Origin of the sequence: Mesorhizobium atlanticum, from assembly GCF_003289965.1 — a bacterium.
GTDB classification, from domain to species: Bacteria; Pseudomonadota; Alphaproteobacteria; order Rhizobiales; family Rhizobiaceae; genus Mesorhizobium; species Mesorhizobium atlanticum.
Map to the genome: position 1 here is coordinate 25,771 of NZ_QMBQ01000009.1, position 23,682 is coordinate 49,452.

Annotated in this window: 23 protein-coding genes; 10 read left to right on the forward strand and 13 right to left on the reverse strand. The window is 60.8% G+C overall.

What is annotated here, in order from left to right; genetic code table 11:
• Position 1: 1 nt before the first annotated feature.
• From DPM35_RS25975 to DPM35_RS25985, 3 genes are all read right to left on the reverse strand, one after another.
• Positions 2-253: a DUF768 domain-containing protein gene (locus DPM35_RS25975; RefSeq protein WP_112130065.1), complete on the reverse strand. Its 252-nt coding sequence runs from the start codon at positions 251-253 to the stop codon at positions 2-4.
• A 390-nt stretch (positions 254-643) separates the two neighbouring features.
• Positions 644-1,207 carry a GNAT family N-acetyltransferase gene (locus DPM35_RS25980; RefSeq protein ID WP_181592145.1) on the reverse strand — a complete coding sequence of 188 codons (564 nt, stop codon included), beginning with the start codon at positions 1,205-1,207 and terminating at the stop codon, positions 644-646.
• Positions 1,208-1,422: 215 nt separating this feature from the next.
• Entirely contained in the window at positions 1,423-2,622 is a 1,200-nt protein-coding gene (locus DPM35_RS25985; protein WP_245431643.1) for an NAD(P)-dependent oxidoreductase, read from the reverse strand.
• Positions 2,623-2,640: 18 nt separating this feature from the next.
• On the opposite strand from DPM35_RS25985, the gene DPM35_RS32895 reads away from it, so the two are divergent.
• Complete coding sequence (locus tag DPM35_RS32895) at positions 2,641-2,817, forward strand: hypothetical protein (protein ID WP_245431644.1); 177 nt, start codon at positions 2,641-2,643, stop codon at positions 2,815-2,817.
• Between the two features lie 331 nt (positions 2,818-3,148).
• On the opposite strand, the gene DPM35_RS25990 is transcribed toward DPM35_RS32895, so the two are convergent.
• Together DPM35_RS25990 and DPM35_RS25995 are read right to left on the reverse strand one after the other, a co-directional pair.
• The gene (locus tag DPM35_RS25990) at positions 3,149-3,742 is read right to left on the reverse strand and encodes a DJ-1/PfpI family protein (RefSeq protein WP_112130067.1); all 594 of its coding nucleotides are present in this window, start codon (positions 3,740-3,742) and stop codon (positions 3,149-3,151) included.
• A 15-nt stretch (positions 3,743-3,757) separates the two neighbouring features.
• Complete coding sequence (locus DPM35_RS25995; protein WP_112130068.1) at positions 3,758-4,456, reverse strand: GntR family transcriptional regulator; 699 nt, start codon at positions 4,454-4,456, stop codon at positions 3,758-3,760.
• 224 nt (positions 4,457-4,680) lie between these two features.
• Between DPM35_RS25995 and DPM35_RS26000 the strand changes: the two genes are divergently transcribed.
• The 3 genes from DPM35_RS26000 to DPM35_RS26010 all read left to right on the forward strand — a co-directional run bounded on the left by DPM35_RS26000 (position 4,681) and on the right by DPM35_RS26010 (position 8,237).
• Positions 4,681-5,907, forward strand: a complete 1,227-nt coding sequence (locus DPM35_RS26000) for an iron-containing alcohol dehydrogenase (protein WP_112130069.1) — start codon at positions 4,681-4,683, stop codon at positions 5,905-5,907.
• Between the two features lie 57 nt (positions 5,908-5,964).
• Positions 5,965-7,413, forward strand: a complete 1,449-nt coding sequence (locus tag DPM35_RS26005) for an NAD-dependent succinate-semialdehyde dehydrogenase (RefSeq protein WP_425373417.1) — start codon at positions 5,965-5,967, stop codon at positions 7,411-7,413.
• Positions 7,414-7,523: 110 nt separating this feature from the next.
• Positions 7,524-8,237, forward strand: a complete 714-nt coding sequence (locus DPM35_RS26010) for an alpha/beta hydrolase (RefSeq protein ID WP_342633678.1) — start codon at positions 7,524-7,526, stop codon at positions 8,235-8,237.
• A 182-nt stretch (positions 8,238-8,419) separates the two neighbouring features.
• Here the strand turns inward: DPM35_RS26010 and DPM35_RS32220 are convergent, their stop codons facing one another.
• Positions 8,420-8,908 (reverse strand): hypothetical protein, encoded by a 489-nt coding sequence (locus DPM35_RS32220; protein ID WP_146767986.1) that lies wholly within the window; start codon positions 8,906-8,908, stop codon positions 8,420-8,422.
• Between the two features lie 133 nt (positions 8,909-9,041).
• Here DPM35_RS32220 and DPM35_RS26020 point away from each other — a divergent pair, with 133 nt between their 5' ends.
• From DPM35_RS26020 to DPM35_RS26030, 4 genes are all read left to right on the forward strand, one after another.
• Entirely contained in the window at positions 9,042-9,707 is a 666-nt protein-coding gene (locus DPM35_RS26020) for a response regulator (protein ID WP_112130072.1), read from the forward strand.
• A gap of 35 nt (positions 9,708-9,742) precedes the next feature.
• Entirely contained in the window at positions 9,743-11,101 is a 1,359-nt protein-coding gene (locus DPM35_RS26025; protein ID WP_181592146.1) for a sensor histidine kinase, read from the forward strand.
• Between the two features lie 235 nt (positions 11,102-11,336).
• Positions 11,337-11,456 carry a fumarylacetoacetate hydrolase family protein gene (locus DPM35_RS32900; RefSeq protein ID WP_146767987.1) on the forward strand — a complete coding sequence of 40 codons (120 nt, stop codon included), beginning with the start codon at positions 11,337-11,339 and terminating at the stop codon, positions 11,454-11,456.
• Between the two features lie 202 nt (positions 11,457-11,658).
• Positions 11,659-12,942 carry an AGE family epimerase/isomerase gene (locus DPM35_RS26030; protein WP_112130074.1) on the forward strand — a complete coding sequence of 428 codons (1,284 nt, stop codon included), beginning with the start codon at positions 11,659-11,661 and terminating at the stop codon, positions 12,940-12,942.
• A 667-nt stretch (positions 12,943-13,609) separates the two neighbouring features.
• Here the strand turns inward: DPM35_RS26030 and DPM35_RS26035 are convergent.
• Together DPM35_RS26035 and DPM35_RS26040 are read right to left on the reverse strand one after the other, a co-directional pair.
• Positions 13,610-15,343 (reverse strand): UvrD-helicase domain-containing protein, encoded by a 1,734-nt coding sequence (locus DPM35_RS26035; protein WP_112130075.1) that lies wholly within the window; start codon positions 15,341-15,343, stop codon positions 13,610-13,612.
• On the reverse strand, positions 15,336-17,444 hold the full coding sequence (locus tag DPM35_RS26040; protein ID WP_112130076.1) for an ATP-dependent nuclease: 2,109 nt from the start codon (positions 17,442-17,444) through the stop codon (positions 15,336-15,338). The genes DPM35_RS26035 and DPM35_RS26040 overlap by 8 nt, the downstream gene beginning before the upstream one ends.
• Before the next feature lie 178 nt (positions 17,445-17,622).
• On the opposite strand from DPM35_RS26040, the gene DPM35_RS26045 reads away from it, so the two are divergent.
• Together DPM35_RS26045 and DPM35_RS26050 are read left to right on the forward strand one after the other, a co-directional pair.
• A complete protein-coding gene (locus tag DPM35_RS26045) occupies positions 17,623-18,462 on the forward strand; it encodes a competence protein CoiA (protein ID WP_073986522.1) in 840 nt (279 codons plus the stop codon).
• 85 nt (positions 18,463-18,547) lie between these two features.
• Complete coding sequence (locus DPM35_RS26050) at positions 18,548-18,988, forward strand: Ros/MucR family transcriptional regulator (RefSeq protein ID WP_073986639.1); 441 nt, start codon at positions 18,548-18,550, stop codon at positions 18,986-18,988.
• Between the two features lie 114 nt (positions 18,989-19,102).
• Here DPM35_RS26050 and DPM35_RS26055 read toward each other — a convergent pair whose 3' ends face one another.
• Genes DPM35_RS26055 through trbL form a run of 5 tightly spaced genes read right to left on the reverse strand, consistent with a single transcriptional unit; the run spans position 19,103 to position 23,665 of the window.
• A complete protein-coding gene (locus tag DPM35_RS26055) occupies positions 19,103-19,351 on the reverse strand; it encodes a DUF2274 domain-containing protein (RefSeq protein WP_112130077.1) in 249 nt (82 codons plus the stop codon).
• Between the two features lie 12 nt (positions 19,352-19,363).
• Positions 19,364-20,581: a TraB/TrbI/VirB10 family type IV secretion system protein gene (locus DPM35_RS26060; protein WP_112130078.1), complete on the reverse strand. Its 1,218-nt coding sequence runs from the start codon at positions 20,579-20,581 to the stop codon at positions 19,364-19,366.
• A gap of 11 nt (positions 20,582-20,592) precedes the next feature.
• Positions 20,593-21,621: a P-type conjugative transfer protein TrbG gene (gene trbG, locus DPM35_RS26065; RefSeq protein ID WP_112130079.1), complete on the reverse strand. Its 1,029-nt coding sequence runs from the start codon at positions 21,619-21,621 to the stop codon at positions 20,593-20,595.
• Positions 21,611-22,342: a conjugal transfer protein TrbF gene (gene trbF, locus DPM35_RS26070; RefSeq protein ID WP_112130080.1), complete on the reverse strand. Its 732-nt coding sequence runs from the start codon at positions 22,340-22,342 to the stop codon at positions 21,611-21,613. Before trbF ends, trbG begins: the two co-directional genes overlap by 11 nt.
• The gene (trbL, locus tag DPM35_RS26075; RefSeq protein WP_112130081.1) at positions 22,343-23,665 is read right to left on the reverse strand and encodes a P-type conjugative transfer protein TrbL; all 1,323 of its coding nucleotides are present in this window, start codon (positions 23,663-23,665) and stop codon (positions 22,343-22,345) included. It lies immediately after the preceding gene.
• Between the last annotated feature and the right edge of the window lie 17 nt (positions 23,666-23,682).

Here is a 23,682-nt window from a genome sequence, read left to right on the forward strand (position 1 = left end):
TTCACTCCGCCGGCTTGTCGGGCCTTGCTTCGCTGCTGCCCTCTTCGGCGGCTTCCTCGAGGCGGGACGCGATCAATTCCTGGATATCGCCGACCTCTTCCTGAATGTCCTCAAGCAGAATGCCTGCCTCGGCAGCTTTGGCGCAGCACTCCTTTGCGAGAGTCTCGGCCTGCTCGATCTTGATCGGCGAATGCTGGCATTGGACTTTCTCGCCAATCCATCCGCGCAAGAACTCGATCGCATGTTCACTCATACTGCTTCTTCCCTGGCGGCAAAGCCGGTTGGTAGCTATGAACGTCCGCATCCTGCAAAGGATGCATGCTCCATTCGAACCGAGTCGCCCCCTGCCGGCAAGACATCTTGCCCATAGGACAAGAGAGCTTGTCCATGGGACGCAGAGCCGCAGGAGTGGAAAAGTTCGAGGTGCACGTTCAGATCATTGAGAATGATGGAATGGTTGGCCGGGGTCGACAGAAGGCCGCCGTCTTTGTTTTTGCTTGCCTTTTTCTAACTTCGACAGCGCATTTGCATCACAAACCGTATCGCAGCTTCCCGGTCAACGCTGCCCCGGCCCGAGCCGGGGCAGGCGCTATATAGTGACATCCTCATGCAATGTCGACTCGGGGCTCCGTTATCCGAAAGGCTACCTCCCAGAAGGTCGCGCTCGAAGGTTCTCAAATGCGTCTCGATCGAGCGCGAAGCGTTCGCAACGCTCCCCGTCGGAAGCGTCAATGAAGTTTTCTGTATGTTTGAAGCCGAACTTGGCCAATATCCGCAGCGATGCCAGATTGCGCACCACCGCCTCGGCCGTCACCTGTTCAAGCGCCAGAGTTTCAAAGGCGTAGCGAAGGACTTCGCACACCGCCTCGCTGCCCAGCCCGCGGCCCCAATGCGCACGCGCCAGCACAAATCCCAACGCGGCCACCTTGGCGTCAGTTGCGCTGAAGGACAGGGTTATCGTCCCGATCGCGTCGGATACTCCTGCTTGGTCCATGGACCATTGAATCGCCTCACCATCAGCGAACCGCCGACGCGAGCGGGCGAACCATCGCGCACCTGCGCTCATGTCGTCGGGAACGGGATCGCCAGCAAGGGAGGCGGATTCGACATCCGTCGCGCGCGCAAACCATGCTGGGATATCCCGTTCGCTCGGCGCCCGAAGCACGAGCCTGGGTGTCGTGAGCTTGGGAAATCGGACTGCTTCCATGGAGAAGCATTGTCGACCCGAGGCGACGCTGATGCAACGGTGCCGGCAGGCCGCGTCCGCTAGAGCGTTTCACCGTTTCACAGAGACGGCGAAACGCTCTGTCTCTTTGTTTTGTCGCAATTTCCAGGCGGAAACCCGCTCACACTTTTCCTGAAATTGCTCGAACCACCAAGGACGGCTGGTGGCCACTGGAGACCGAGGGCGCAACCGGAGGATTATTTTGACGTGAACGGTCCGGAAAGGTGATGTTTGCGCAGCAAGGTGGAGAGCCGGTTCGCTGCCTCGGCGAAGACTTCGCCTTCTGAAAAGAGCAGCGCCTCCCGTTCTTGCGCGGACGCAGCCAGGAGACGCTCCCAGAATCCGGCCACCACAGCGCCCGCACCGGCCAAGTCGGCGGCAACTGCCCGGTCCGCGGCGAGCGCCGCGAGGTGCCGAGGCGTAATGCCGCCGATGCCGGGAGGGACTTTCGCTCCCATATCAACGAAACCCGGAGGCAACGAGCCCTTCAGATTGGTGACGTGACGCTCGGTGATGACCGCGTGGATCTGATCGACCGCCTGCTTGGCGCCGGCGACGCGAGAGGGATGATCGGTGTCGGCCGCGGCATGGGGGAGAAGTTCCAGGCGTTGGCCATAGGCCTCGACCAGTTTGAGATAGGGCAGCATCGGGCCTGATAGCGTGCCGCCGCCCTTGAACAGATCCGCATCGATCGCCGCATGGGAAATGTGTCCTGACGCAAGAGCGCGCTCCAGCGCTGCAACGTCGACCAGCTCGCCGCGATCATAGTTGATAAGCACGGCGCCGTGGTTGAGGAGGGAAAGGACTTCATCTCCGATCAGTCCGGCGTTGGCGTATCGTTGCGCGTCGGGATCGAAAGCACCCAACCCGAGGTGGACCGAAAGCGCGTCGGCGCCGCGCGCCGCGTCTTCCATGGTTGCGGCGTAGTCGAAGCCTTCCAGCTCGATCCATTTCTGGTGACGAGGCCGCGCATGGATAGCGACCCGCATGCCGAAGGCCTGGCCGAGCCTGGCGAATTCCCGGCCGATATTGCCATAGCCGATCACCGCCAACCTTTTGCCTTCGAGCTTTTCGGTCGGGTAGTGGCGCAGGTCCTTTCCCGTATCGAACTGCCCGCCGGCGACCAGGGTGTTGAGCCTGTCCACCGGAAGATCCGGTCTGACTTTCAGCAGCGCCTTCATGGCCATTTGCGCGGTGGCGCGGCTATTGATGCCAGGCGTATTCATCAAAGGCGCTTCGCCGCCTTCTCCGCTGCCTCCGCCCCAGGATGCCGACCCCATATTGCCGGTGCCGGCACCGATGCGCACGCCGCCGAGGCGGAACCTGGTCTCGGCCGGAATGAAGGTCGCGGCGGCGATGACGGCGTCGTAGCGGCCGTCGCCGGCCTCGGCCAGCAATTCGTCGCGCGTGCTCAATTGCGGCTGGTAGAAGAAATGCCGCTTGCCGGGTTCAAGCGCGCCGGCCTTGGCGATGCCCGTCTGGTGGAACACGCCACCCTTGGCTTCGATGTAGGCCTTGACCTCGCTGTGGTCGGGATTGCCATCGGCCCCAAACCGGAGGCCGACAAAATCGCAGATCAGAATATTGGCTGATGTCATGACGCGTCGTTTCCCTGCAGCTGTCTCCGCCTACTCCAATCCGTTATCCGATGGAGCGACGTGAAGCGGCATATCCGGGTCGCAAGCGAGAGATTTGCCGCAGGGATTCAGAATCTGTCGGCCCTGAACGGCGACAGGTCGACTATCGGTTTAGTCGGCAGGAAAGGCCGGCCAGCCTCCAGGTTCGATGGTTCTCGGATTTCCCTGCTGTCGAAGAATGGCCACTCTTCGACAGATGAAAGATTGCAATCGTTGGGTACATGGAGAGGCGCTTTCCATCCAGAACCGGCCACCCGCTCCAAGTCTTTCTGCGTTCCGCCAGATCCTAGCCGTGCCGGATTTCCGTGCCGAGCACTTTCAGGCATTCCCGGATGAAGGCGGCGAGAGCCGTCCAGCCTTTGGCCGAAACCATCGTGCCGTCGACATAAGCCTCAGTCGGAGACAGGTCGATATAGGTGCCGCCGGCGAGTGTCACTTCCGGTTCGCAGGCCGCCAGCGCACCTACCTTCTTGCCGCGTACGACGCCATCGACCGCAATCAGGATCTGCACGCCGTGGCAGATGGTGAAGATCGGTTTCTTCGTTTCGTGGAAATGGCGCACCATCGCCTGAATGCGCTTGTCGGTGCGGATATACTCCGGTCCCCGGCCGCCTGCGCAATAGACGGCGTCGTACTGGTCGAGCTGCTTCTCCGCGTCGGCGAACGTCTTGTTGATCAGGGCATAGTGGCCGAGCTTCTCGGTATAGGTCTGGTCGCCCTCGAAATCGTGCAGCGAGGTCTTGATCACGTCGCCCGCATTCTTGTCGGGGCAAACGACGTGAACGGTGTGACCGACGGCCTCCATCGCCTGCTGATAGACAAAGATTTCGTATTCCTCGGTGAACTCACCGGTCAGCATCAGTATCTTCTTGGCTGGCATGACTTGTCCTTTCGGTTACTCGAAGGCGGGCAGGAGGCGGTCCCGCGAATTCTCAATGTGCACTTGCATCGCCTTTTCGGCGGCATGCGCGTCGCCGGCCGCGAAAGCAGCGAGGATCGCCTCGTGCTCATCCAGCGCTTCTTCGGTGACGCGCGAGTGATACATCAGGCGGAAGATGTGGAAGTGCGTATGCTGGTGGTTCAGCGTCTCGCGGATGAGCTCGTTCTGCGCGAACTCCATGATCTTGTCGTGGAAGATCGCGTCCTGCCGCGCGAAATTGGAATAGCGCAGGCGCTCGTCCTTCCCCACCCGCCGCGCCATCACGCCTGCCGCTTCCTGCAAGATCGCGAGGCGCTCTTCATCCAGCGTTGCCGTAGCCTTGGCGGCGGCAGCGGGCTCCAGCAAAAGGCGCAGTTCGTAAAGTTCATCGAACCGGCGCCTTGTGATCTGCGGGGCCGCGCGATAGCCGATCAAATGGGTCTTCACGACCAGGCCCTCGCCTTCCAGCCGTCCGAGCGCTTCACGGATAGGCGTGTGCGAGACGTCGAATTCCCTGACGAGGTTATCGACGGTAATGCGCGATCCCGGCGGAATCTTCAGCGACATCAATTGCGCGAAGATTGCCTCGTAAACATCGCCCGCCAGGCTGTTGGCGCGCTGGATGCGACCGCTTGAGCGAGCTTCGGTTTCAACCGTCAGGTCGGGATTTTCCATCGGTTACCTCTTGACAGGAGCAAGCCCTAACATGATGCTCCGGTCAATTCAATAGGATATCCTATACGATTTTATAGAGGATACGAACGGATGGGGCTAGGAACCGTATCGCCGCGCTCAACGACGCGGGCAAGAAGCCGACAAAGCGACGGCCTGCGGACTGAAGGCCGCCCTGCCGATGAACACGAGGCTTTCCATCAGTCTCTCTCGAAAGATCTCGGTCCATGACCCTTTTTGCAGCCGCGCGCCTGCCGCGCGAAATTCTCTTCGGCAAAGGCCAGCGCCATGCGCTGCCCGCCATTGCCGGGCGATATGGCCGGCGCGCATTCATGTGCACCGATGAACGGCTCGCCAGCACACCCGAGTTCATCGAGATGCTCGATGGGCTGAAGGCTGCCCGGATCGACACGCTCGTCTACGACCGCACCTTGCCGGATGTGCCGCGCGACAGCGTCGGCGCCTGTATCGCGGCGGCGAAGGGGTTCAGGCCGGACATGGTGATCGGCGTTGGGGGTGGCAGTTGCCTCGACATGGCCAAATGCGCCGGGCTGCTCATCAGCCATGGCGGCAAGCTCCAGGACTATTATGGTGAGTTCAAGGTGCCAGGCCCTGCCCTTCCCCTTATCGCAGTGCCGACCACGGCCGGCACGGGCTCAGAAGTCACTCCCGTCGCGGTAATCTCCGACCCGGAGCGGACGCTGAAGGTCGGCATCTCCAGCCCGCATCTCATCGCCGCGGTTGCGCTGTGCGACCCGGACCTGACGGCGAGTTGTCCCCCATCACTGACCGCCATCGCCGGCGCCGACGCGCTGACGCATGCGATCGAAGCCTTCACCGCGGCAAGACGCGGCGCAGATGCCGATCTGGCGCAACGCCATGTCTTCGTCGGCAAGAGCGCCCTGACCGATCATTTCGCCCTTCTGGCGATCAGGCTCCTGGGCCGCAGCCTCGAAGCCGCTTATCGCGACGGATCGAACGAGAGCGCGCGCGCCGATGTCATGATGGGAGCGTTGGCCGCCGGCTGTGCCTTCGGCACGGCGGGAACCGCCGCCGCTCACGCGGTGCAGTATCCGGTCGGCGCGCTCACCCACACGCCGCATGGCCTGGGCGTCGCGACGATGCTTCCTTATGTGATGCGCTACAACCTGCCGGCGGCAGCCGCGGAGATCGCGGAAATCGGCATTGCGCTTGGCCTGCCCCACCAGGACGGCAACGCAGGTCAGCTGGCCGACGCCACGATCACGGAAGTCGCGCGATTGTTCGATGCGATCGGCATCACGCGAACGCTGGCTGACCTCGACCTTCCCGAGGACAAGATCGACTGGACCGCGGAACAGGCGCTCAGCATCGACCGGCTGATCAAGAACAATCCGCGCCCCTTCGACCTGCCTGCGATGCAGCGCCTGGTCAGGGCTGCTTATAGCGGCGACATGTCGGCCGCGACGATGTGAGGGAGGGGCCCGATTCCAATGAACATTTCGATAGACCTATTCGACCAGGACACCGACATGTCTGAGTATGCCGCGTTTTCGCATGGACTCTACATTGGCGGCAAATGGCGCCCCGCATCCGACGGCCGTGTCATCGAAGTGGTCGACCCATCGACCGAAGCTGTAATCGCCGCGGTCCCGGACGCAACGCTCGCCGACGCCGCGGCGGCGGTCGAGGCGGCGGCACAGGCAGCGGCCCGCTGGCGCGAGACCCCGCCGCGCAAGCGCTCTGAGATCCTGAGGCGCTGCTTTGAGCTGATGACCGAACGCGCCGAGACCTTGGCCGTATTGATCTCCCTGGAGAACGGCAAGGCCCTGCGCGACGCGCGCGGCGAAGTCGCCTACGCGGCCGAGTTCTTCCGCTGGAATGCCGAGGAAGCGGTTCGCATCAGCGGCGAGTTCGGCCTAGCGCCGTCCGGCGCGAACCGGATCGTGGTCGACTACCAGCCCATCGGCATTTGCGTGCTGATAACGCCGTGGAATTTCCCGGCGGCGATGGCCACGCGCAAGATCGCGCCGGCGCTTGCCGCCGGCTGTGCCGTCATCCTGAAGCCAGCCAGCGAGACGCCGCTGACAGCCTACGCGCTCGCCGCCCTGTACGAGGAGGCCGGCGTGCCGCCGGGCGTCGTCAACGTCATCACCACTTCGAATCCGGGACCGGTGACTGCGGCCATGCTGGCCGACGCGCGCGTGCGGAAGCTGTCCTTCACCGGCTCGACCGGCGTCGGCCGCGCGCTTCTTGCCGAGGCGGCGAAGCACGTCATCTCCTGCTCGATGGAACTTGGCGGCAACGCGCCGTTCATCGTGCTCGACGATGCCGATCTCGAGGCGGCGCTCGACGGCGCGATGATCGCCAAGATGCGCAATGCCGGCGAGGCCTGCACGGCGGCCAACAGGCTCTACGTCCAGGCGGGCATCCATGATGCCTTCGCCGAAGGCCTGCGCAAACGCATGGCGGCGCTTGCCATCGGCCCGGGCACGGACCCGGAAACCGAATGCGGGCCGATGATCACCAGAAAGGCCGTCGACAAGATCGATCGGTTGGTCCAGGACGCGGTCGCGCGCGGCGCGAAGGTTCTGTGCGGCGGCGCGATCGCCGAGGGCCGAGGATTTTTCTATCCGCCCACGGTGCTGAGCGACGTGCCGGCCGACGCCGCCATGGCTCACGAGGAGATATTCGGCCCCGTGGCGCCAATCAGCCGCTTCGAGGACGAGGCGGAGGTCATCGCCAAGGCGAACGACACCGAGTACGGCCTTGCGGCCTATATCTACACGCGCGATCTTGCCAAAGGCATGCGCATGGCGTCGAAGATCGAGTCCGGCATGATTGCGCTCAATCGCGGCCTGATGTCGGACCCTGCCGCGCCCTTCGGCGGCGTCAAGCAGAGCGGGCTTGGGCGCGAAGGCGGGCAGAAGCACGGCATCGCCGAGTTCATGGAGGCGAAATACATCGCCGTGACGATCTGATGAGACAGATGGCGAAAGATCCATTCCGCATTCGCGACCATGTCCCCGAGTTCGACGACATCGTCGCCGAAATCGTCCGCCGCAGCGCCGAGACCAGGGCAAAAGTTCCGATGGCCGCCGACGTGCCCTACGGACCCGACGGCACGGAAACTGTCGACTTGTTCTTCCCGCAGGGCGAACGCGACCGCCTGCCGGTGCACATGTTCATTCATGGCGGCTACTGGCGCATGTTCTCCAAGCGTGACTATTCCTACCTAGCAGACACCGTCACCAACGCCGGGGCGATTGCCGTCATCGTCGACTACGCATTGATGCCGAGCGTGAGAATGGCGACGATCGTCGATCAAATACGCCGCGCGAGGCAATGGATACATGACCACATCGCAAGCTATGGCGGCGATCCCGGCCAGCTGACGGTAAGCGGCCATTCCGCCGGGGCGCATCTCGCGACGATGCTCTTTGACGGCAATACCCGGCCTTCAGGCATCAAAGGCGCGCTCCTGCTCGGCGGCATCTACGACCTAAGACCGTTGCAGGAGTCGTTTCTCGCAGCCGAGATCGCGATCACCGACCAAGAGGTTGAGCGGTTCTCGCCGGTCGATCACAGCTTCGATCCGGGCGTGGCGGTCGCGGTATCCGTCGGCGCCGAGGAAACGCCGCCTTTCCACAGTCAGGCCGCCGCTTTCGCAGAGAATCTCGAACGGCAAGGGCTGGTCGTTTCACGCACGAGCCTCGCCGGGGCCAACCATATGAGCAGCGTCCGCGACCTTGGCATCGCCGGCACCGGGGCCGCATCATCCCTCGCTCGCCTGCTGGATATTTGAGGCGGAGCGGGCTTACTGATGCCGCTCGGATCTCGTTCGGCGAACCGAATGTAGCAGGCGTGCCGACGCCGCCGGAATAAACGCTTGCAGAGGTGCCACTGCGAGAAACTACTGATACCGGGAACGTGGATTAGTTCCTCGCAGAAGCCGATATGGATGGCTATCCATACCGCAATGTGACTTCACGCACCCGGCACGATCCCAACATTAGGCCCTCGCAATCGATCGAGCAGGCCGCGCGGACCGGGTCGGGGAGGCTTCAGGCTGTCGGCTTCGCCATTGGCGTGCATGAGCAGGTCGCCACGAATAAATCCGTCGTCGAAATGTCCCTGCACGGTCAAGGTTTCACCGACCACGACGAGTTTGCCATCGTCGCCACGCGGCCCTGTCTCGACCAAGGCTCGACCAGTGTTGTCCTCTATGATGAATTTGTTGCCAAAGACCTCAGCGACCTTCCCCTTCACCGAGACCTCGCTGTATGGGGCAAGCGAAGAGATAGTGGCCGGCTGGATCAGGACAATGTCCGATGGGGGAGCGGCGAGAAGTGCAGCCCCGGCCCCCGCCACAAGGCCAAGCGCAACAAGCCCGGCACCGAATAGGCTTGTCAGGTAGGGGGTACGTTTTTCGGCAACCGTTGAAGAGCCGGTTTCGTTCTCAGAAGCGTTTGACATATTCCTCATCCTTTCTGGTTGGGATGGGAATGGTTGTAGAGCAGTGCTTGAAACCCGGCCTGAACCGCGCCGTTCAGGTCCAGTTAAGGCGGCGAGCCTACCAGCCAGGGATCAGAGAACGAGGCTTGGTTGGATGAAAGTGCTGCTCGTCGAGGACGACTTGTCAATTGCCACGCAACTCGCCGACGCGCTGCGTGCGGAGAACTTCGTTGTCGACGTCGCCCGCAACGGCGAGGATGGCCAGCATCTGGGCGAAACAGGCACTTACGATGTCGCTGTTCTCGATCTTGGGCTTCCCAAGGTTGAGGGTACCGCCGTTTTGAAAGCCTGGCGGGACGCAGGCCGTAGTGTCCCCGTCCTGATCCTTACGGCCCGCGACGGTTGGTCGGAAAAAGTGGAAGGCTTTAAAGCCGGCGCCGACGACTACCTCACCAAGCCGTTTCGCATGGAAGAACTGATCATGCGAATGCGAGCCCTGGTGCGGCGATCTGCCGGGCATGCCCAAACACGCGTCAGTTGCGGCCCGGTCGCCTTCGACGCGCAACTGGGTACGTTCGAACTGGATGGCTTGCCGCTGAAATTGACGGGCCTGGAGTGGCGCGTGCTCTCCAGTCTCATCATGCGCAAAGAGATAGTCGTTGCCCGAGCGGATCTTCTCGAACGCGTTTACGACGGTGACAGCGAAGTCGATTCAAACTCGCTGGAGGTGATTATCGCCAGACTGCGGCGCAAGATTGGCCATGACCTGATCGAGACGGTCCGGGGCCTCGGCTACCGGCTCACCGCAGGCGCATCATGACAAAGATGCCACGTTCCCTTGCTGGACGGCTGCGCTTGGGCGCCATCGTCGGGATGGTGGCTGCGTTGGTTGTTGCGGGGACAGCGATCGCTCTCATCCTTGAGCGGTTCATCATCGGGCAGATCGATCAGCGCCTCGACGGCCAGATCGCGGCACTTTCCACCGACCTGGCAAAAGACGCATCAGGTTTGTTGACCGTCGGCCCGGCCTTGAGCGGTCCTCCGTTTGATCGCCCGGGTTCGGGATGGACCTGGCAAATTGTGGGGCAGGACGGCCGCCTTGCTTCGCCATCCCTACCCGGGCAACTATCGATTCCGGCCCGCAGACAGGGAGGTCGGTTTCAGCAACTTTCCGGCTTTTCCGAGTGGCTTGGAACCGTCCGGTCAATTGGGCGGCCATATCCGGCCGATGGCCCAGGCAACGACGGCGAATATCTGCACTGGCGCATTCTCGATGTCCCATTTGCAAGCGGGACCGTGACGATTGCTGCCACCGCACCATACGCAGCGATCTACGCTCCCTTGCGGGAAACCATGTTTCCCCTCGCATCAGCGCTGGTGGTACTTGGCCTTTTGCTGATTGGCGCCATGATGGTCCAGGTTCGGCTTGGTCTTCGACCGCTAGCACAGCTGCGTGCGGACTTGGCGAATGTCCGCGCGGGAATTCGAACCGCCGTCCCCAAAGACCAACCAAGTGAAATCATCCCCCTTGTCGAGGAGCTCAACAGCGTCCTTTCCGAAAATGCTGAGGGGCTGGCGCGTGCTCGCCGTCACGTCGCCAATCTTGCCCACGGGCTCAAAACGCCGTTGGCTGGACTGAGTTTGGGTCTGGAAGGCTCTTCCGATCGAGAAGCGCCGGTGATGCGCGCGCAACTCGAACTTATGGAGCGACTTATCCGCCATCATCTGGCACGCGCTCGCGCGGGCGCTCTGGCAGGCCCTCCCCGAGCGTCCACCAACGTGTCCGAACGGTTGGCTGATATTACGAACATGATGGCTACCATCTATCGCGATCGTCACCTCCGCTATGAGGGTCCTGCTTCGAGCGATCTTGTCGTCGCCGTCGAACCTCAGGACTTTGACGAGATATTCGGAAACGTGCTCGACAACGCCAGCAAATGGGCGCGATCACGCGTGGCGATAGTCGCCAGCCTCGGCCCAAGGCACGTCGTCATAGACGTCGACGACGACGGACCTGGTCTGGACCCGGTCTCGATCCCTGAGGCCATGCGGCCAGGCAAGCGCATAGACGAGGCGACACCCGGCTATGGTTTTGGCCTGCCGATAGCCTCGGAACTGACGCAGCTTTACGGCGGCGATATCCAGCTCCTGAAGGCCGAGCTAGGGGGCTTGCGCGTCCGGATCAGCCTTCCCAGGCGACAGACTGCGGCCTGATCGGACAAAGCAGCATGGGCGCGATGTATGCAAATACAGCCGTCTGGACTATCGGCCGCTTGGCGACGGCAGCCGTCATCCTGCGCCACTCGCCTGGCCAGCGTAGGTTTGGGCGAGCGCCGGTGCTGTCTTTGCCGTCGGCCGCTCGTTTGATCACGCCCGGCGCGTCAAGTCGCACCTGGATTGGCGGCGCTGGCGCTATGGCCAGGCATTGTGCCGGCGGGCTCAACTCTCCGTGGCATCCCGGCCGCCGGCTGGCGTCCATCCGCATCACGGCGTGGTTATCGGCAAGCCGGCGAAATACATCTCGCAGGCGCAGGCGTTCGATCATATCGCCGGCTATTACGGTCGGTGACGCGAGCGTGACAACTCCGCCCCTTCTCCAGCCCACCCGCGATGGGCTTGGCTCTTGACGATTCCAAACATTCTCAAGGACCATGCACCGATATGATGCCTCGACGGGTTCATTCGGGGGGCTCGTTATCTGTATAAAGGACGCGCCCGCCAATGCGGCGCCGCCAACCGTCAACCCTGTCACGCCCACCAGGAAACATTGAATGCCGGAATTTTCATTTACCTCGTCCAGTCCCGGCGCCTGGCGTGATGCGCCATGGCACCGCTCGTGGCTCACGAAGCAGGCAAATATCCTGTTCGGTCTTTTCGATCCGGTCGCCATCAACCCGCGGGGCGGGTTCTTCGATCTCGATGCGACTGGCAAGCCCCTGCCCGGGAAAGCCGTCAGGCCAATCCACACTACTGCCCGGGCCGTCCATTGCTACGTCATCGCCAGTCTGCTCGGGCGGCCTGGTAGTGATCGCATGATCGATCACGGAATGCAGTATCTCTGGCACGGCCATCGTGATGGAAAGCATGGCGGCTACATGTGGTCGCTCGACGACGACGGGCCCAAGGACGCCAGCAAGCAAGGTTACGGCCATGCCTTTGTGCTGCTTGCGGCATCAAGCGCGAAGCTGGTGGGCCACCCTTTGGCCGACAGGATGCTGGCAGACGTCACGACGGTCCTGAACGACCGGTTCTGGGAAGAGCAGCACGGCGCCATCGCCGAGGAGTTCGAGCGCGACTGGACGCCGATGCGCGGCTATCGTGGCCAGAATTCCAACATGCACCTGACCGAGGCATTGATGGCTGCCTATGAAGCGACCGCCGACCAGGAGTACCTGCGCAAGGCGGAGCGCATCGCGGACCTGATCATCAACCGCCGTGCCCGCGAGTGCGATTTTCGTGTCGCCGAGCATTTCGATGAGCGGTGGGCTATCGACCGTTCCTACAGGGCGGTCAACGAGATGTTTCGTCCGTCGGGGACGACGCCGGGTCATTGGCTCGAATGGGCGAGGCTGGCCCTCCAGCTCTGGGTGCTTGGCGGCAAAAAGCACGACTGGATGCCGTCAGCCGCGGAGATGCTGTTTCGGCGTTCCGTGGAACTGGCATGGGATGGAACCAAAGGCGGCTTTTTCTACACCCTCGACTGGGCCGACAAGCCGTCATTCCGCTTCAAACCCTGGTGGCCGATCGCCGAGGCCGCGGGTGCTGCCTCATTCCTGGCCGAGCATCGCCCAAGCGCCTTCCATGAAGAATGGTACCGGCGCATCTGGAATACCATCGCCGAGGCCTATATCGACCGCGAGCATGGCGGATGGTTCGAAGAACTGGATGAGCAACTGCGGCCGGCGCACTCGCTGTTTGTCGGCAAAGCCGATTTGTACCACGCCCTGCAGGCCTGCCTGATACCGCTCTATCCGGCGCAAGGGAGCCTGACGAACATGATTCGTCAACGCTATGACGCGTCCTCCTCGAAGACTTCCATAGACGGCGACGTCTAAAATCCGGATCGAAAAGTGCGCGGTCGCAATAGGCCGTTATGAAGGAGGAGCAGCGACCAGGATCGCGCCCTTCGCGCGTTCGTCCCTACCATCCGCTCACACCACAATTTGCGACGCAAAATCGCAATCAGACGCAAGGCTTGCGATCGAACCGCCCAATTTAAATCGAAAAATCAGCCGCTTATGAGGGAAAGCGATGGTACCGTTGGCTGGGATCGCTTGGCTACGTATTCCGTTGTTTTTATTATATTTTTTCTATTCGAACAGCGAATTTGTATCACAATAGGTGTCACAAAATGTAGCACAGCTTTCGGCCAAAGCGCCCCAGCCTGCGCTAAGGCAAGCGCTACATAGAGACGTCTCGTGTCGGGCAAGCGAAGGAAATCCAGGAACTCACCACCAAATTGGCGGCTGATGTCTCGAAACCGGTCAAAGACGCCTTTAGAGAAGGTGCTGAAGAGCCTGAAGGCCGCCTGATCGTTAACCCGATAACCAAGAGAGGTGTCTTGGCACTAACCATGATGAATGGTCTCTGCGACAAGGCGAGTGGCGAGGCTTGTTGCCCGACAACACCTCGGAAGCGGACAGCCGCATTGCTCGGTCCGAACTGCTGTACGTGACATCGTATCCGTTATTGGCGCTGCCCTGGGAAGCAGTTTGAACCTTCCTAGAATACCAGTGCCTCAATAGAATCGACGCCGAACCACGCCTGAAGCCTAGACAAGGCTGCATTCGACAGTTCTTGGGTGAACAGTAATGTGAGGCGGCGTTTCGGCCTCGAACAAACCACGTAGAACAGATTGCGGTTCCTCTCAAAGGCTGCTTGCTTGTTCGCGGGAATCACCGCACCGCCCGCCAGCTCCAACATTTCTCCGAAATTATATTGATTCCAGCCCCGACCCAGAATGACCAGAACGTTCTCGAACTCGGCACCCTTGACGCCATGTTTGGTTTCGAACGGGGAGTAGCCTTCGAGGTATTTTCGCAGCGCCTTGACCTCCAAATACGAAACCACCCGAAGCTTTTCCAACTCTGCAAGCGGTCGGGGTTTGTCAATGCCCGCCTCAGGATTGAATGCTGCTAGCGCGTTTTGCAAGTCTTCGACCCTGTCCGGCAATCGTGGGCGTTGCTCTGCCATGAGATGGTCGACGACGTCGCCAATCGACCCGCCTTCCCTAAGCTCCAGGAGTCGATCAAAAGAAGCTGCCCATGCAGCTTTATCTGCCTGACGCCTGAGGAGTGGCACAGTTCCACCCATTGCCTCAAACATGGCGCCATAACGCTTTGCCGAGTAAGCGTCGGCGGCCGGCTCCAAGACGTCTATCAGGAAAGCGATGAGGCGGTCTTCCTTTTTGAGATAGGAGTCGTTGTAGCGGAACGCATCTGCCAGATTCGAGTAACCTTGCTCACTGGCAAGGACTCTGTGGGTCAGCATCAGGATCTTCGTCTGCTTTGGCGAGAGATCCCAGCCATCGGCAATCATCTTCGCTTTTGTGGCTTCGAGAGCTTGGTGAGCGACTTCAGACGGCAGATCGCCGCCCCAATGTTGCCCTGCTTGCCGTTGCCCAACCCAGCCATTGGTATGGAAGATACGAACTCGACCTGGCGCTGCAGGGTCTTTGACAAACTGCGGCAACGCCGGTCGCATCCGGTTGAGGCATCCGACAATCGCATTCACCGAGCGAAAATTCGCCTTCTTGCCGATCGGGGTGACGGCGGCGTCGTTAAGCTCTCCGCATCCGTTGCCGTAAATTTTCTGCCAGTGGTCCCCGAAGAAGCCAAAGAGCGGTGAATTCGGCTGACCAAGGAAGCGCAACTTAAGTGCCTCCACCCAAGCTTTGTCGGTGTCCTGATATTCATCAATCAGGACGATAGGGAACCGGTCCGCCATGATTTTGCGAAACTTCGGGTTCTCCATTAGCGAGATCGTGAGCGGGATGACGTCATCATGGTGTAGCGAGAGCACGCGCTCACGCACGGCACGGTGTCCAAGACTGTATTCGACCCCACGATCGCCTATGCCACCCGCCTCCTGGAGCTTGTCCTGCCAGGCAGGCATCTGCGGCACCAGGGCCTTGAGCTGCTTTTGGAACCCGCCGATGAGGAGCCAGCAAAAAGAGTGATTGGTGTTGCAATAGATTATCGGGTGCTTGTCGGTTCGCGCTTCGATTTCATCCTTTGCAACGTTGGTGAAAGTTATGCAGGCGATCTGCTGCCCCCGCCGCATGAAATCTCTCTCGTGGCGCTTAATCAGATACTTGAGCGCCTCGACCAATGAGTACGTCTTTCCGGCGCCAGCGCCCGCCTCAAGGCGGAAGCTCCGGCCGGCCTGTATGCACGCGAAGACCTCTTCAAGAGCGATGCGGCTCGCCTCTTCGGCAGGAGACTCATGATTACTCAAGGCCCCCTCCTTCCGGAGCGGGTGCTGGCGCTGCCGCGGGTGCTGGTGCTGCTGGTGCAGGCGCCGGTGCGGCGGCGGCTGCTGCTACGATCGCCAGTGCCGGATCAACGGGAGGCACATAGTCGACGGCCAGCCAGCGGATGCCGTCCGTAAGATACTTTGGAGCCACCCAGCCCGTATTCTCAATCGCATATTTCAACGCGAATTCCGATTTCTTTTGCCCTGCGGCCATATCGCGTGCCGCCACTTCTTGTTCTTGGGGCGTGCCTGCCGCGAGGCCGAAAAAGGCTTGATTGGCCAGAATGAAGGCGTCTTCGAAAGTTCGCCCGCAGGGGCCCCCATCTACCTCCGGAACCTGGTAGGCGATGCGCCCGCGTCCATTGGTCTTGTCATCGTCGGATTTGGCCATCACCCCGGCCAGGCTATGAGGATTGTCGTCGAACCACGTTTTCAGGCAAGCATTGCTGGACGCTGTACCAAGGTGGACCGGGCATGCGGCGCCCCCAGGCGCCTCGACGGAATCCAAATCTGTGATGATGAGGTAATGAAGCTCGAGGAAATCGAGCAGACCGAAGAAGAGATGTGCGTAGGCCCCGCCAACCTCCATGATGGTCAGGTATTGACTTGAGAGCTTAATGGCGGGTTCTGCGCCTTCGGCCTTTCCGATGATAACCGGAAGCATGACCCGTTCGCTAAGACCTTCGACAAGGATGGCCTTGTCGGCGAAAAACAGGTCGCAGCGTGTCAGCGTCAGATACTGGTGCAGAAACTGCTTGTCGGGCGCCGGCGTGCTCCCCGGTCCTTCGCGGAGGTCTTTGATCTTGGTCTGCCGAATGCCGGCATCAGCGCCCGGCACATCAGCGCCAAGGAAGTACCGGATACTCTCGAAACCAGCTGCATTGGCGATGTGTGATGAGTGAGTTGAGACCACAAACTGGACGGGCCAAGGGACAGCGCCCGCACCCAGGCCAGCCAGTTGCGTAGCGATCTTGCCCAACTGTTTGATGAAGACTTCCTGCATCTGTGGATGCAGATGCGCCTCTGGCTCTTCGATAAACACAAGATGAACGCCTGGCGTTTTCGGCTCGGCCTTGAACGCTTTGTGAAACTCGACGATCCGGAGCAAAATGAATATCAGATTGCGCACACCCAACCCGTTGTAGGACTCGGGGAGCGTTACGCCGCCGTAGCCGGCATATCGAACCCGGGTAAAATTGGAAAGAAGCTTGCGGATATCGAGGGTTGTCTCAGTCTGCAGCTCTTGGCCGCCCAATCCCGGATAGCCAAAGCTGGTCAAGGTCGGCATCAGGTTCTGCAACTGATTTCCGAAATTGCCGTCGATCTGCGTCTGAAGTCCTTGAACGACTGTGGCAAGGGCCTCCGCGATGACCTTGTCCGCCGCATCTGCCGTTGGCGAGGAGGCAGTGACGAAGAGACCTTCAAGGATCTTCGCGAGAACGTCGGTCTCTCGCGATGTCACATCATCTAATCCACGCTGCGCGTTGATGAACCCGGTCCGAACCAAGCTGCGCAACGCCGCCGGCTGCAACTGCCGGTAATTCGTCGGGTCGTTCGGATCTTCCGCTCGGATCCTGAGGCCAAAGTTGGCGGGTATCCTCTCCCGCAGGCCAACAAGGAACGCCTTGCGGGATGCGTCATCCAATGAACCATCGGCAAGCCCGTCAAAAAGAGCGCCCAGCCCTCCGTCCTTCAGCTCGTAGCGGAGTACGATTAAGGCGTCGCTCACGCCTGGATCAAGATCCACCACGAACGGGGCGAGCGGACCGAGCTCGGGGACATCGGGATCATACGTGCAATACAAGCGCAATTCGATAGCCGGCAGAAGAGCGCGGACTCCATCCTCTTGTTGGCCGGCGAGATGGGCATGGACGGCGGCACAGAATCCGCGGTAGCTCGCGCTGGAGAAATCCTCAAGTTGAAAGGTTACAGGACCATCGTCGAGCAGCCGGCGCATGACCTCTGATAGGGAGGTTTTACCACTATTATTGCGCCCTACGATGAGCGTCTCGGACGGCTCCAAGACGAGACTTACGTCTGACAGCAACCTAAAATTCTTGATTGCGACCTTTTTAATGCGCATATTTACCCCAAGCACTACATTTACCGAACCAGCGAACACCCATGATCTGTTTGATACGGCGCGGCAAGATATTTCGTCACAAAAGTAGCTGGTTAATTTGAACACGTGCGGACTGCGTTCGAGCCTGCCGATTTCCCGACTCCAAGGTCTCCAAACACCTCAAAACATAGGCACAGGCATGCAATACGCATTGGTTGACAATGTTCGTCGAGAGGCCTTTCCCGGTGGCAAGGGCAACTGCCCGTCCTGTGGCTCCGGGATGGTCGCAAAATGTGGCCCTCGCGTGCTCCACCACTGGGCCCATTTCGGACGACGCAACTGCGATCCTTGGTGGGAGAACGAAACCCAATGGCACCGAGACTGGAAGAACCTGTTTCCGGAGCTATCTCGTGAAATCTCACACGTTGCCCCAAGCGGCGAAATCCACCGTGCTGATATCAAGACGCCCACCGGCATTGTTATCGAGGTCCAGCACTCAGCCCTGACCGATGCCGAACGCATCTCCCGCGAACACTTCTATGGCAACCTTGTTTGGGTCGTTGACGGAAGGGCTTTTCGGCAGAACTTCGATATCTATCATCTGCTTCCAGATCCCGCCTCAGACGTAGCCCAGGACGTGGTGTGGTCTAAGGCCGAGCGCCACATGAACGGCGCGAACGCCGGCATGTTCTTTCGGTGGAGCGAATATCTGGCAGAGCGGCCAGGCGCGACGAAGGCCGAAGTCAAATCCGGTCGGATTCATTCCATACGGGAGATTGAGGACGAAGTGCATCGCACATATTGCGGCCACCATCAATTTGACTGGGTGAGGCCCCGACGAACGTGGCTTGATGCCGCCTGCCCTGTCTATATCGACTTCGGGGAAGACTACCTGGTCAAGCTGGAGACCTATGACGAGTCTGGCTTGCCCTGTGTCCGACGTGTTGCAAAGCGGAAGTTTGTGCATGACGTCATGGTGGAAACCAGCGCCGACGCTATTGCGAGGCGTTTTTATCCGCTGCCGCTTAGCTCTATTTGATCGGGCACAGATCTAGGCCGCGATCCCGTTGCACATCGCCGAATTGAGGCCTATGAGCATATATATTGTGAGCTTGGAGCCTGAAATGTCCGAAGAAGCCGGCAACAATCTGATCGAACTTACCGCAGATATCGTTTCCGCTTACGTTCAGAAGAACGCAGTTCCCGTATCCGGACTGCCAGAATTGATCGCTAGCGTTAATTCCGCATTGTCTAATATTGGTCAGGCAGCTTCAGAAGAAGCACCTGCACCAAAGCCGGCAGTTAACCCCAAAAGGTCGGTATTCCCGGACTACATCATCAGCCTTGAGGATGGTCAGAAATACAAGTCGCTCAAGCGCCACCTGGCAACCCGACACGGGATGACGCCCGATGAATACCGGGCGAAGTGGGGACTGGCGAAGGACTATCCTATGGTCGCCCCGAACTATTCGGCAGCCCGATCGGCGCTGGCAAAATCGCTGGGCTTAGGAAGAAAGGCTGCTCCCGCAAAGAAGCCTGTCTCAAAACGTAAGGCGAAAGCCTGAGCTGCAAAAACCCAGTGCAGCAACCGCAGCGAAGGCGGAGCGGCAGTCAGGATCAAGAGCTGTCGTGCCTCGAAAAAACGGCAGCTCATTGTATCTGACGTCTGTCGGAGCTGATTACCGTCGTTGCTTCTCCGGCACGGCGCCAGGTAGGCCTTCCTTTCTGGCTTTGGAAAATGCCCGATCGCCTTCCAGGTATCCGACCAGCATAAAGGGAATTAGTTCAGCCACGGTTTCGGACTCACCGTAGGTCTGACGGTAAAGCGCCGCATAGTCGTTTAAGGCCTGGCTCAGATCGGCGCTGACGGTGATGGTGATCTTGGAGGGTGTGCGGTCCGGAAGCTTTCCAAGTTTCAGGGTCGCCATGATTGCTCCTATTCAGCTTCCGTAGGGCCGCAGCACAAGATCCTTGTGCACGACGACGCGCAGCGGCCAACCGGGACGGACGGTTATTGTGGGTTGAATATTGAGGTTCCTTTCGGTGATTCGCTGGCCGGCTCGACTGACATTCTGCTGGGCGGATTCGCGGATTGCCTTGACGAGATCGCTCTCGTTGTCTCCGAGACTCAGCTCTGTGCCGACGCCCAGCAATGTGGCTACCGCCACCCCCTTGATCAGCTGCCATGTGTGGAAATCCACCTCGTCCTCAAGCCCCGCATAGCCAGCAGTGTCCGTCGCGGGCAGATTATCGATTTCGATTGATGAGCCGTTCGGCATCACGATGCGTTGCCAGACGAGCAGTGCGCGCTTTTGTCCGAAGGCGACGACGCTGTCATATGTGCCGATCAGGCGGGAGCCCTGCGGAATAAGCAGTATGCTGCCGGTAATGGTATCGCTCACATTCTCGGTAACCTGGGCGACGACGAGACCAGGCAAGTCGGAATTGATACCGGTGATCAGGCTTGCGGCGATCACGCTGCCGGCCATCAGTTGGTACGGCGAAGCCGGCGTCTGCAGCGCATGCGGATTGTAGATCCCAGATACATTCCGCTGACTGGTAAAATCGAGCTTGCGCTGTTGATTGTTCTGATCGCCCTCGGCCGGGGCCACAGAAGCCGAATCGCGTGGTGCATCGGACTGCGCAGGGGTCACCTCAAAGGGCGAGCGCATTCCCTGCCCATTGGCGTTGGCATCCGTTTGTTGATGCCGGTCTTCGATCCGGAAGAGGACTTGTGATTCGCGCGCCTCGATCGCCTGCTGGGCAAGCCTCTGCTCTTCGGCCGACACTTCCTGGCCCGGCGCGATACCAAGCTGACGCTGGTGCTCAAGGATAGGACGACCGAGATCGCCTGGCAGCGGCGGTCCAAGCACCGGCGCCTTCGGCTTAATCCCAGAATAGTCCTTGGGTAGCGTCTCGAGTCCCTCGGCCCTTGGCTTACGGTCAGTGTTGTAAAGCTCTTCCGCCTGCTGCTTCAGACGCAGTGCCGGCCCTTGCAGCGCCATCATGGTGACACCCAAGATGGTGCCTGAGCCCACAGCTGCAATGGCGACTATTATGCCGCGCCTGAAGCGCACGGCACGGCGAGGTGAGCCCCGCAGCTGCAGTTGCTCGGGATCGAGTTTCGGCGGAGCGCTGGGGCGGGAAGTCTCGGTCATGAATTCTCCCCTCACCTGCCGATCCGCGAAAACAGCGAGATTCGCCGCGGCGGCTGCCGGCCATCGGTTCTGGTGATGCGCACCACCTGTTGCTGCTTGGTGCCAAGGCGAAGTTCGGCCGCGGCAAAGAGGCGGTCTACGATGTAATAGTTGCCGCGCATGCGGTAATTGACGAGTTGACTGTCGCCGTCCGCACCGACGACAAAGAGCGGCGGCGCTTCGCCTTGATCGATGCGACGTGGGAATTCGATATAGACCTTGCTGCCATCGTCGAAGGCGCGCGTCGGCCGCCAGGGCGGCGTGTCGCCGGTGATCGAATAGCGAAAGCGGATGTTTTCCAGCGCCACGTTCGATGCCACCGGCATCGCCGCCTCGGCCTGAGCATTGCGGCGCCGCAGCGCAATGATCTGGTCCTCGCTGTAGGTCCAGGAGATCGCTGCCATGGCGGTTTTCTCGGTGCTTTGAAGCTGCAAGTGATAGGATCGCCTGTCCGTCGTGATGACCAGATTGGTGGCAAGCCCTGGCGCAAACGGCTTGACCAGCACATGGGTACGCTGACCATCGCCGGTGCCGCTTGTCGTGTCGCCAATCACCCAGCGCACGGTGTCGCCGGCTGACACCGAGGTCAGCTTCTCGCCTGGCTGCAGGGCAATATCGCTGACGCGTTCCGGCGCGGCGTAGAGCTGGTAGAGCGAACCGTCGGCAAAGGGGTAGACCTGAACCGCGTTGACATAGCCAAATTTCGTGGGTTGCTGCGTCGCTGCCTTGTTGGCGTCGGCGACCCGCTCCTCAGGTGAGCTCTTGTCTTCGACCGCCTTGCCGGGTGCGGGCTGCAACTGACCGGGCAGCGGCAGAGGCTTTGGCACCTCGACGACCTTCACCGGCTTCTCCGGCGCCTTCTCGATCGCAGCCGGTTTGAAGTCGGTCGCGTCATAAGAGATCTGGGGCGGCGGCGCCGACTTCGAAGCGCAGGCGGAAAGGACAGCAGCCGACGTCGACAGAATCAGCACGGCGCGGAGCGATTGGGTTCTATTTGTCATTGGCGGGCTCCTTCGGGGAAACAGATGTGGGCGCGGCACTGTCGAGCTCTCGCGACCAGTCGATGGCGTTGATGAAGACGCCGAGCGGGTTCTTACGCAGCTGATCGGTGTTCGTCGGCGGGCGGATCACGATGGTGAGGATCCCGGTCCAGCGCGTTGTGCTGGCGAGGCTGCCGCGCTCAAAGACCTGTTCGGTCCATTTGACCTGGAAAGAGCTGTCGGAGGCTCGGACCACGCTGGTGATTTGCACCGACACGCTGCGGGTGCCGATCTGACCGAACGGGTCTTTCGCCTTGGCATATTCGTTGAGGAAGAGCGCTGCCCGGTCGGTGGCAAAGTCATAGGCCGACAACCAGTTTTGCCGCACCAGGACCGGGTCAGTGGAGATCGAACGGACATTCTGAATGAAACGGCCAAGATGCCAGGCGATCTGGGCATCATCGGGCTGGTAGTTTTGGATCGCCGGCGCGACGGCGCGGGTTTCGCCGAAACGGTTGACCTCGACCACGTAAGGCACGACGCGGCTTTGCATCGACTGCCATACGAGGCTGCCGGAGAGCCCGGTCGCCAAAGCCAGGCAGCCAAACGCCATCAGGCGCCAGTTCCTGGCCTGCACGCGCGCCGTTCCGATGCGCTCGTCCCAGAGCTGGCCGGCCTTCTGGTAAGGTGTTACGGGCTCAGGCGTCTTTCCGTAACGCTGAACGGGTCGCTTGAAGAGCATCTAGTCTTCCTTGTCGTTGAGAGAGGGATTGGCGCCGCTTCCGCCCCGATCTCCATCGCTCACGGCCTGCGTTGCGGCATGACGATGGGCACGGGCGGTCTGTTGGGAACGCAGACGCCTCGCCCAGGCCGGCGCGGCGGCGGGGGCTGCATTGGCGGGCCCTGTAGTCATGGAGCTGGTTGGCGTGCCGCCGGTCGCGGTCCAGGCAGCATCGCGACCAGCATCGGCGCTGCGCCGGAAAGGTCCTGCTGCTGATCGCAGTCCTTGCATCGCAGCGCCGCCGGCGGCGCCGGCAACGCCCTGCAGCCCAGCAGCTACCCCGGACAGGCCTGATTCGGGCGATGTTGCACGCCCCATCTGCCAGGATGTGAAAGCTGCCGACCCCATGGTCGTGCCGGCACGGACAGCAGCAACACCGCCGCCTGTCGCCATGCGCGCGCCGGCAAAGGCAGCACCTCCAGCGACGAGCGCTGAACCAGCCGCAGCCGCGGTGGTTCCGAGCGCCGCGCCTGCGCCGAGCTGCGGCGCGCCGGAGACAAGGCCTGAGGCAATCCCCGGGCCGAAGATACCGAGACCAAGCAGCGCCAGCGCGCCCAACACCTGCGACATGGCGGCGGCCAGGTCCGGCTCCTTGCCTTGCAGCGCGGAGGCAAACTCGCCGAATAGTGTTGAACCGATGCCGACGATGACGGCAAGCACCATCACCTTGATGCCCGACGAGATTACATTGCCGAGCACGCGTTCGGCCAGGAACGCCGATCGGTTCCAGAGCGCGAAAGGCACCAGGACGAAGCCGGCCAGCGTGGTCAGCTTGAACTCGAGGATGGTGATGAAGAGCTGGATGGACAGAATGAAGAAGGCAATGAGGACCAGGAACCAGGCCAGAAGCAGCACGAAAATGGTGAGCGCGTTTCCGAAGATTTCAGGAAAGCCAAGAAGCTGGCTCGCCTGGTCGAGCAGCGGCCAGGCGCCCTCAAATCCGGTCGCGGCAATGCGGCCCGGCCGCAGGAGATTGTCGGCGGACAGATTGCCGGCCGAAGCGTTGATGCCGAGGCCGGCAAAGGAGCGGTAGATGATGTCGGCGAGGTTCTTGAAATTGTTCAGGATGAAAGCGAAGGCGCCGACATAGAGGACCTTGCGGAGAAGCCGGCCAAGAATATTGGGCTCGCCGCCAAACGCCCAGACCAGGCCAGCCAGCGTGATGTCGATGCCGATCAGGATGGTGGTGAGGAAGGCGACGTCGCCCGAAAGCAGACCGAACCCGCTGTCGATATAGCGGGTAAAAGTTTCCATGAAGCGATCGATGACCGAAAGGTCGTTCATGTCGCCATCTTCCTCGT

What these genes read in the sequence shown, in the direction of transcription:
- DPM35_RS25995 (WP_112130068.1), bottom strand. Translation starts at nt 4,456, where the DNA reads ATGGAAAATCCCGACCTGACGGTTGAAACCGAAGCTCGCTCAAGCGGT.
- DPM35_RS32220 (WP_146767986.1), bottom strand. Translation starts at nt 8,908, where the DNA reads ATGTCAAACGCTTCTGAGAACGAAACCGGCTCTTCAACGGTTGCCGAA.
- DPM35_RS26050 (WP_073986639.1), top strand. Translation starts at nt 18,548, where the DNA reads ATGTCCGAAGAAGCCGGCAACAATCTGATCGAACTTACCGCAGATATC.
- DPM35_RS25990 (WP_112130067.1), bottom strand. Translation starts at nt 3,742, where the DNA reads ATGCCAGCCAAGAAGATACTGATGCTGACCGGTGAGTTCACCGAGGAA.
- DPM35_RS26005 (WP_425373417.1), top strand. Translation starts at nt 5,965, where the DNA reads ATGTCTGAGTATGCCGCGTTTTCGCATGGACTCTACATTGGCGGCAAA.
- DPM35_RS26010 (WP_342633678.1), top strand. Translation starts at nt 7,524, where the DNA reads ATGGCCGCCGACGTGCCCTACGGACCCGACGGCACGGAAACTGTCGAC.
- DPM35_RS25975 (WP_112130065.1), bottom strand. Translation starts at nt 253, where the DNA reads ATGAGTGAACATGCGATCGAGTTCTTGCGCGGATGGATTGGCGAGAAA.
- DPM35_RS26000 (WP_112130069.1), top strand. Translation starts at nt 4,681, where the DNA reads ATGACCCTTTTTGCAGCCGCGCGCCTGCCGCGCGAAATTCTCTTCGGC.
- trbG (WP_112130079.1), bottom strand. Translation starts at nt 21,621, where the DNA reads ATGACAAATAGAACCCAATCGCTCCGCGCCGTGCTGATTCTGTCGACG.
- DPM35_RS26055 (WP_112130077.1), bottom strand. Translation starts at nt 19,351, where the DNA reads ATGGCGACCCTGAAACTTGGAAAGCTTCCGGACCGCACACCCTCCAAG.
- trbF (WP_112130080.1), bottom strand. Translation starts at nt 22,342, where the DNA reads ATGCTCTTCAAGCGACCCGTTCAGCGTTACGGAAAGACGCCTGAGCCC.
- DPM35_RS25980 (WP_181592145.1), bottom strand. Translation starts at nt 1,207, where the DNA reads ATGGAAGCAGTCCGATTTCCCAAGCTCACGACACCCAGGCTCGTGCTT.
- DPM35_RS26020 (WP_112130072.1), top strand. Translation starts at nt 9,042, where the DNA reads ATGAAAGTGCTGCTCGTCGAGGACGACTTGTCAATTGCCACGCAACTC.
- DPM35_RS26030 (WP_112130074.1), top strand. Translation starts at nt 11,659, where the DNA reads ATGCCGGAATTTTCATTTACCTCGTCCAGTCCCGGCGCCTGGCGTGAT.
- DPM35_RS26040 (WP_112130076.1), bottom strand. Translation starts at nt 17,444, where the DNA reads ATGCGCATTAAAAAGGTCGCAATCAAGAATTTTAGGTTGCTGTCAGAC.
- DPM35_RS26060 (WP_112130078.1), bottom strand. Translation starts at nt 20,581, where the DNA reads ATGACCGAGACTTCCCGCCCCAGCGCTCCGCCGAAACTCGATCCCGAG.
- DPM35_RS26045 (WP_073986522.1), top strand. Translation starts at nt 17,623, where the DNA reads ATGCAATACGCATTGGTTGACAATGTTCGTCGAGAGGCCTTTCCCGGT.
- trbL (WP_112130081.1), bottom strand. Translation starts at nt 23,665, where the DNA reads ATGAACGACCTTTCGGTCATCGATCGCTTCATGGAAACTTTTACCCGC.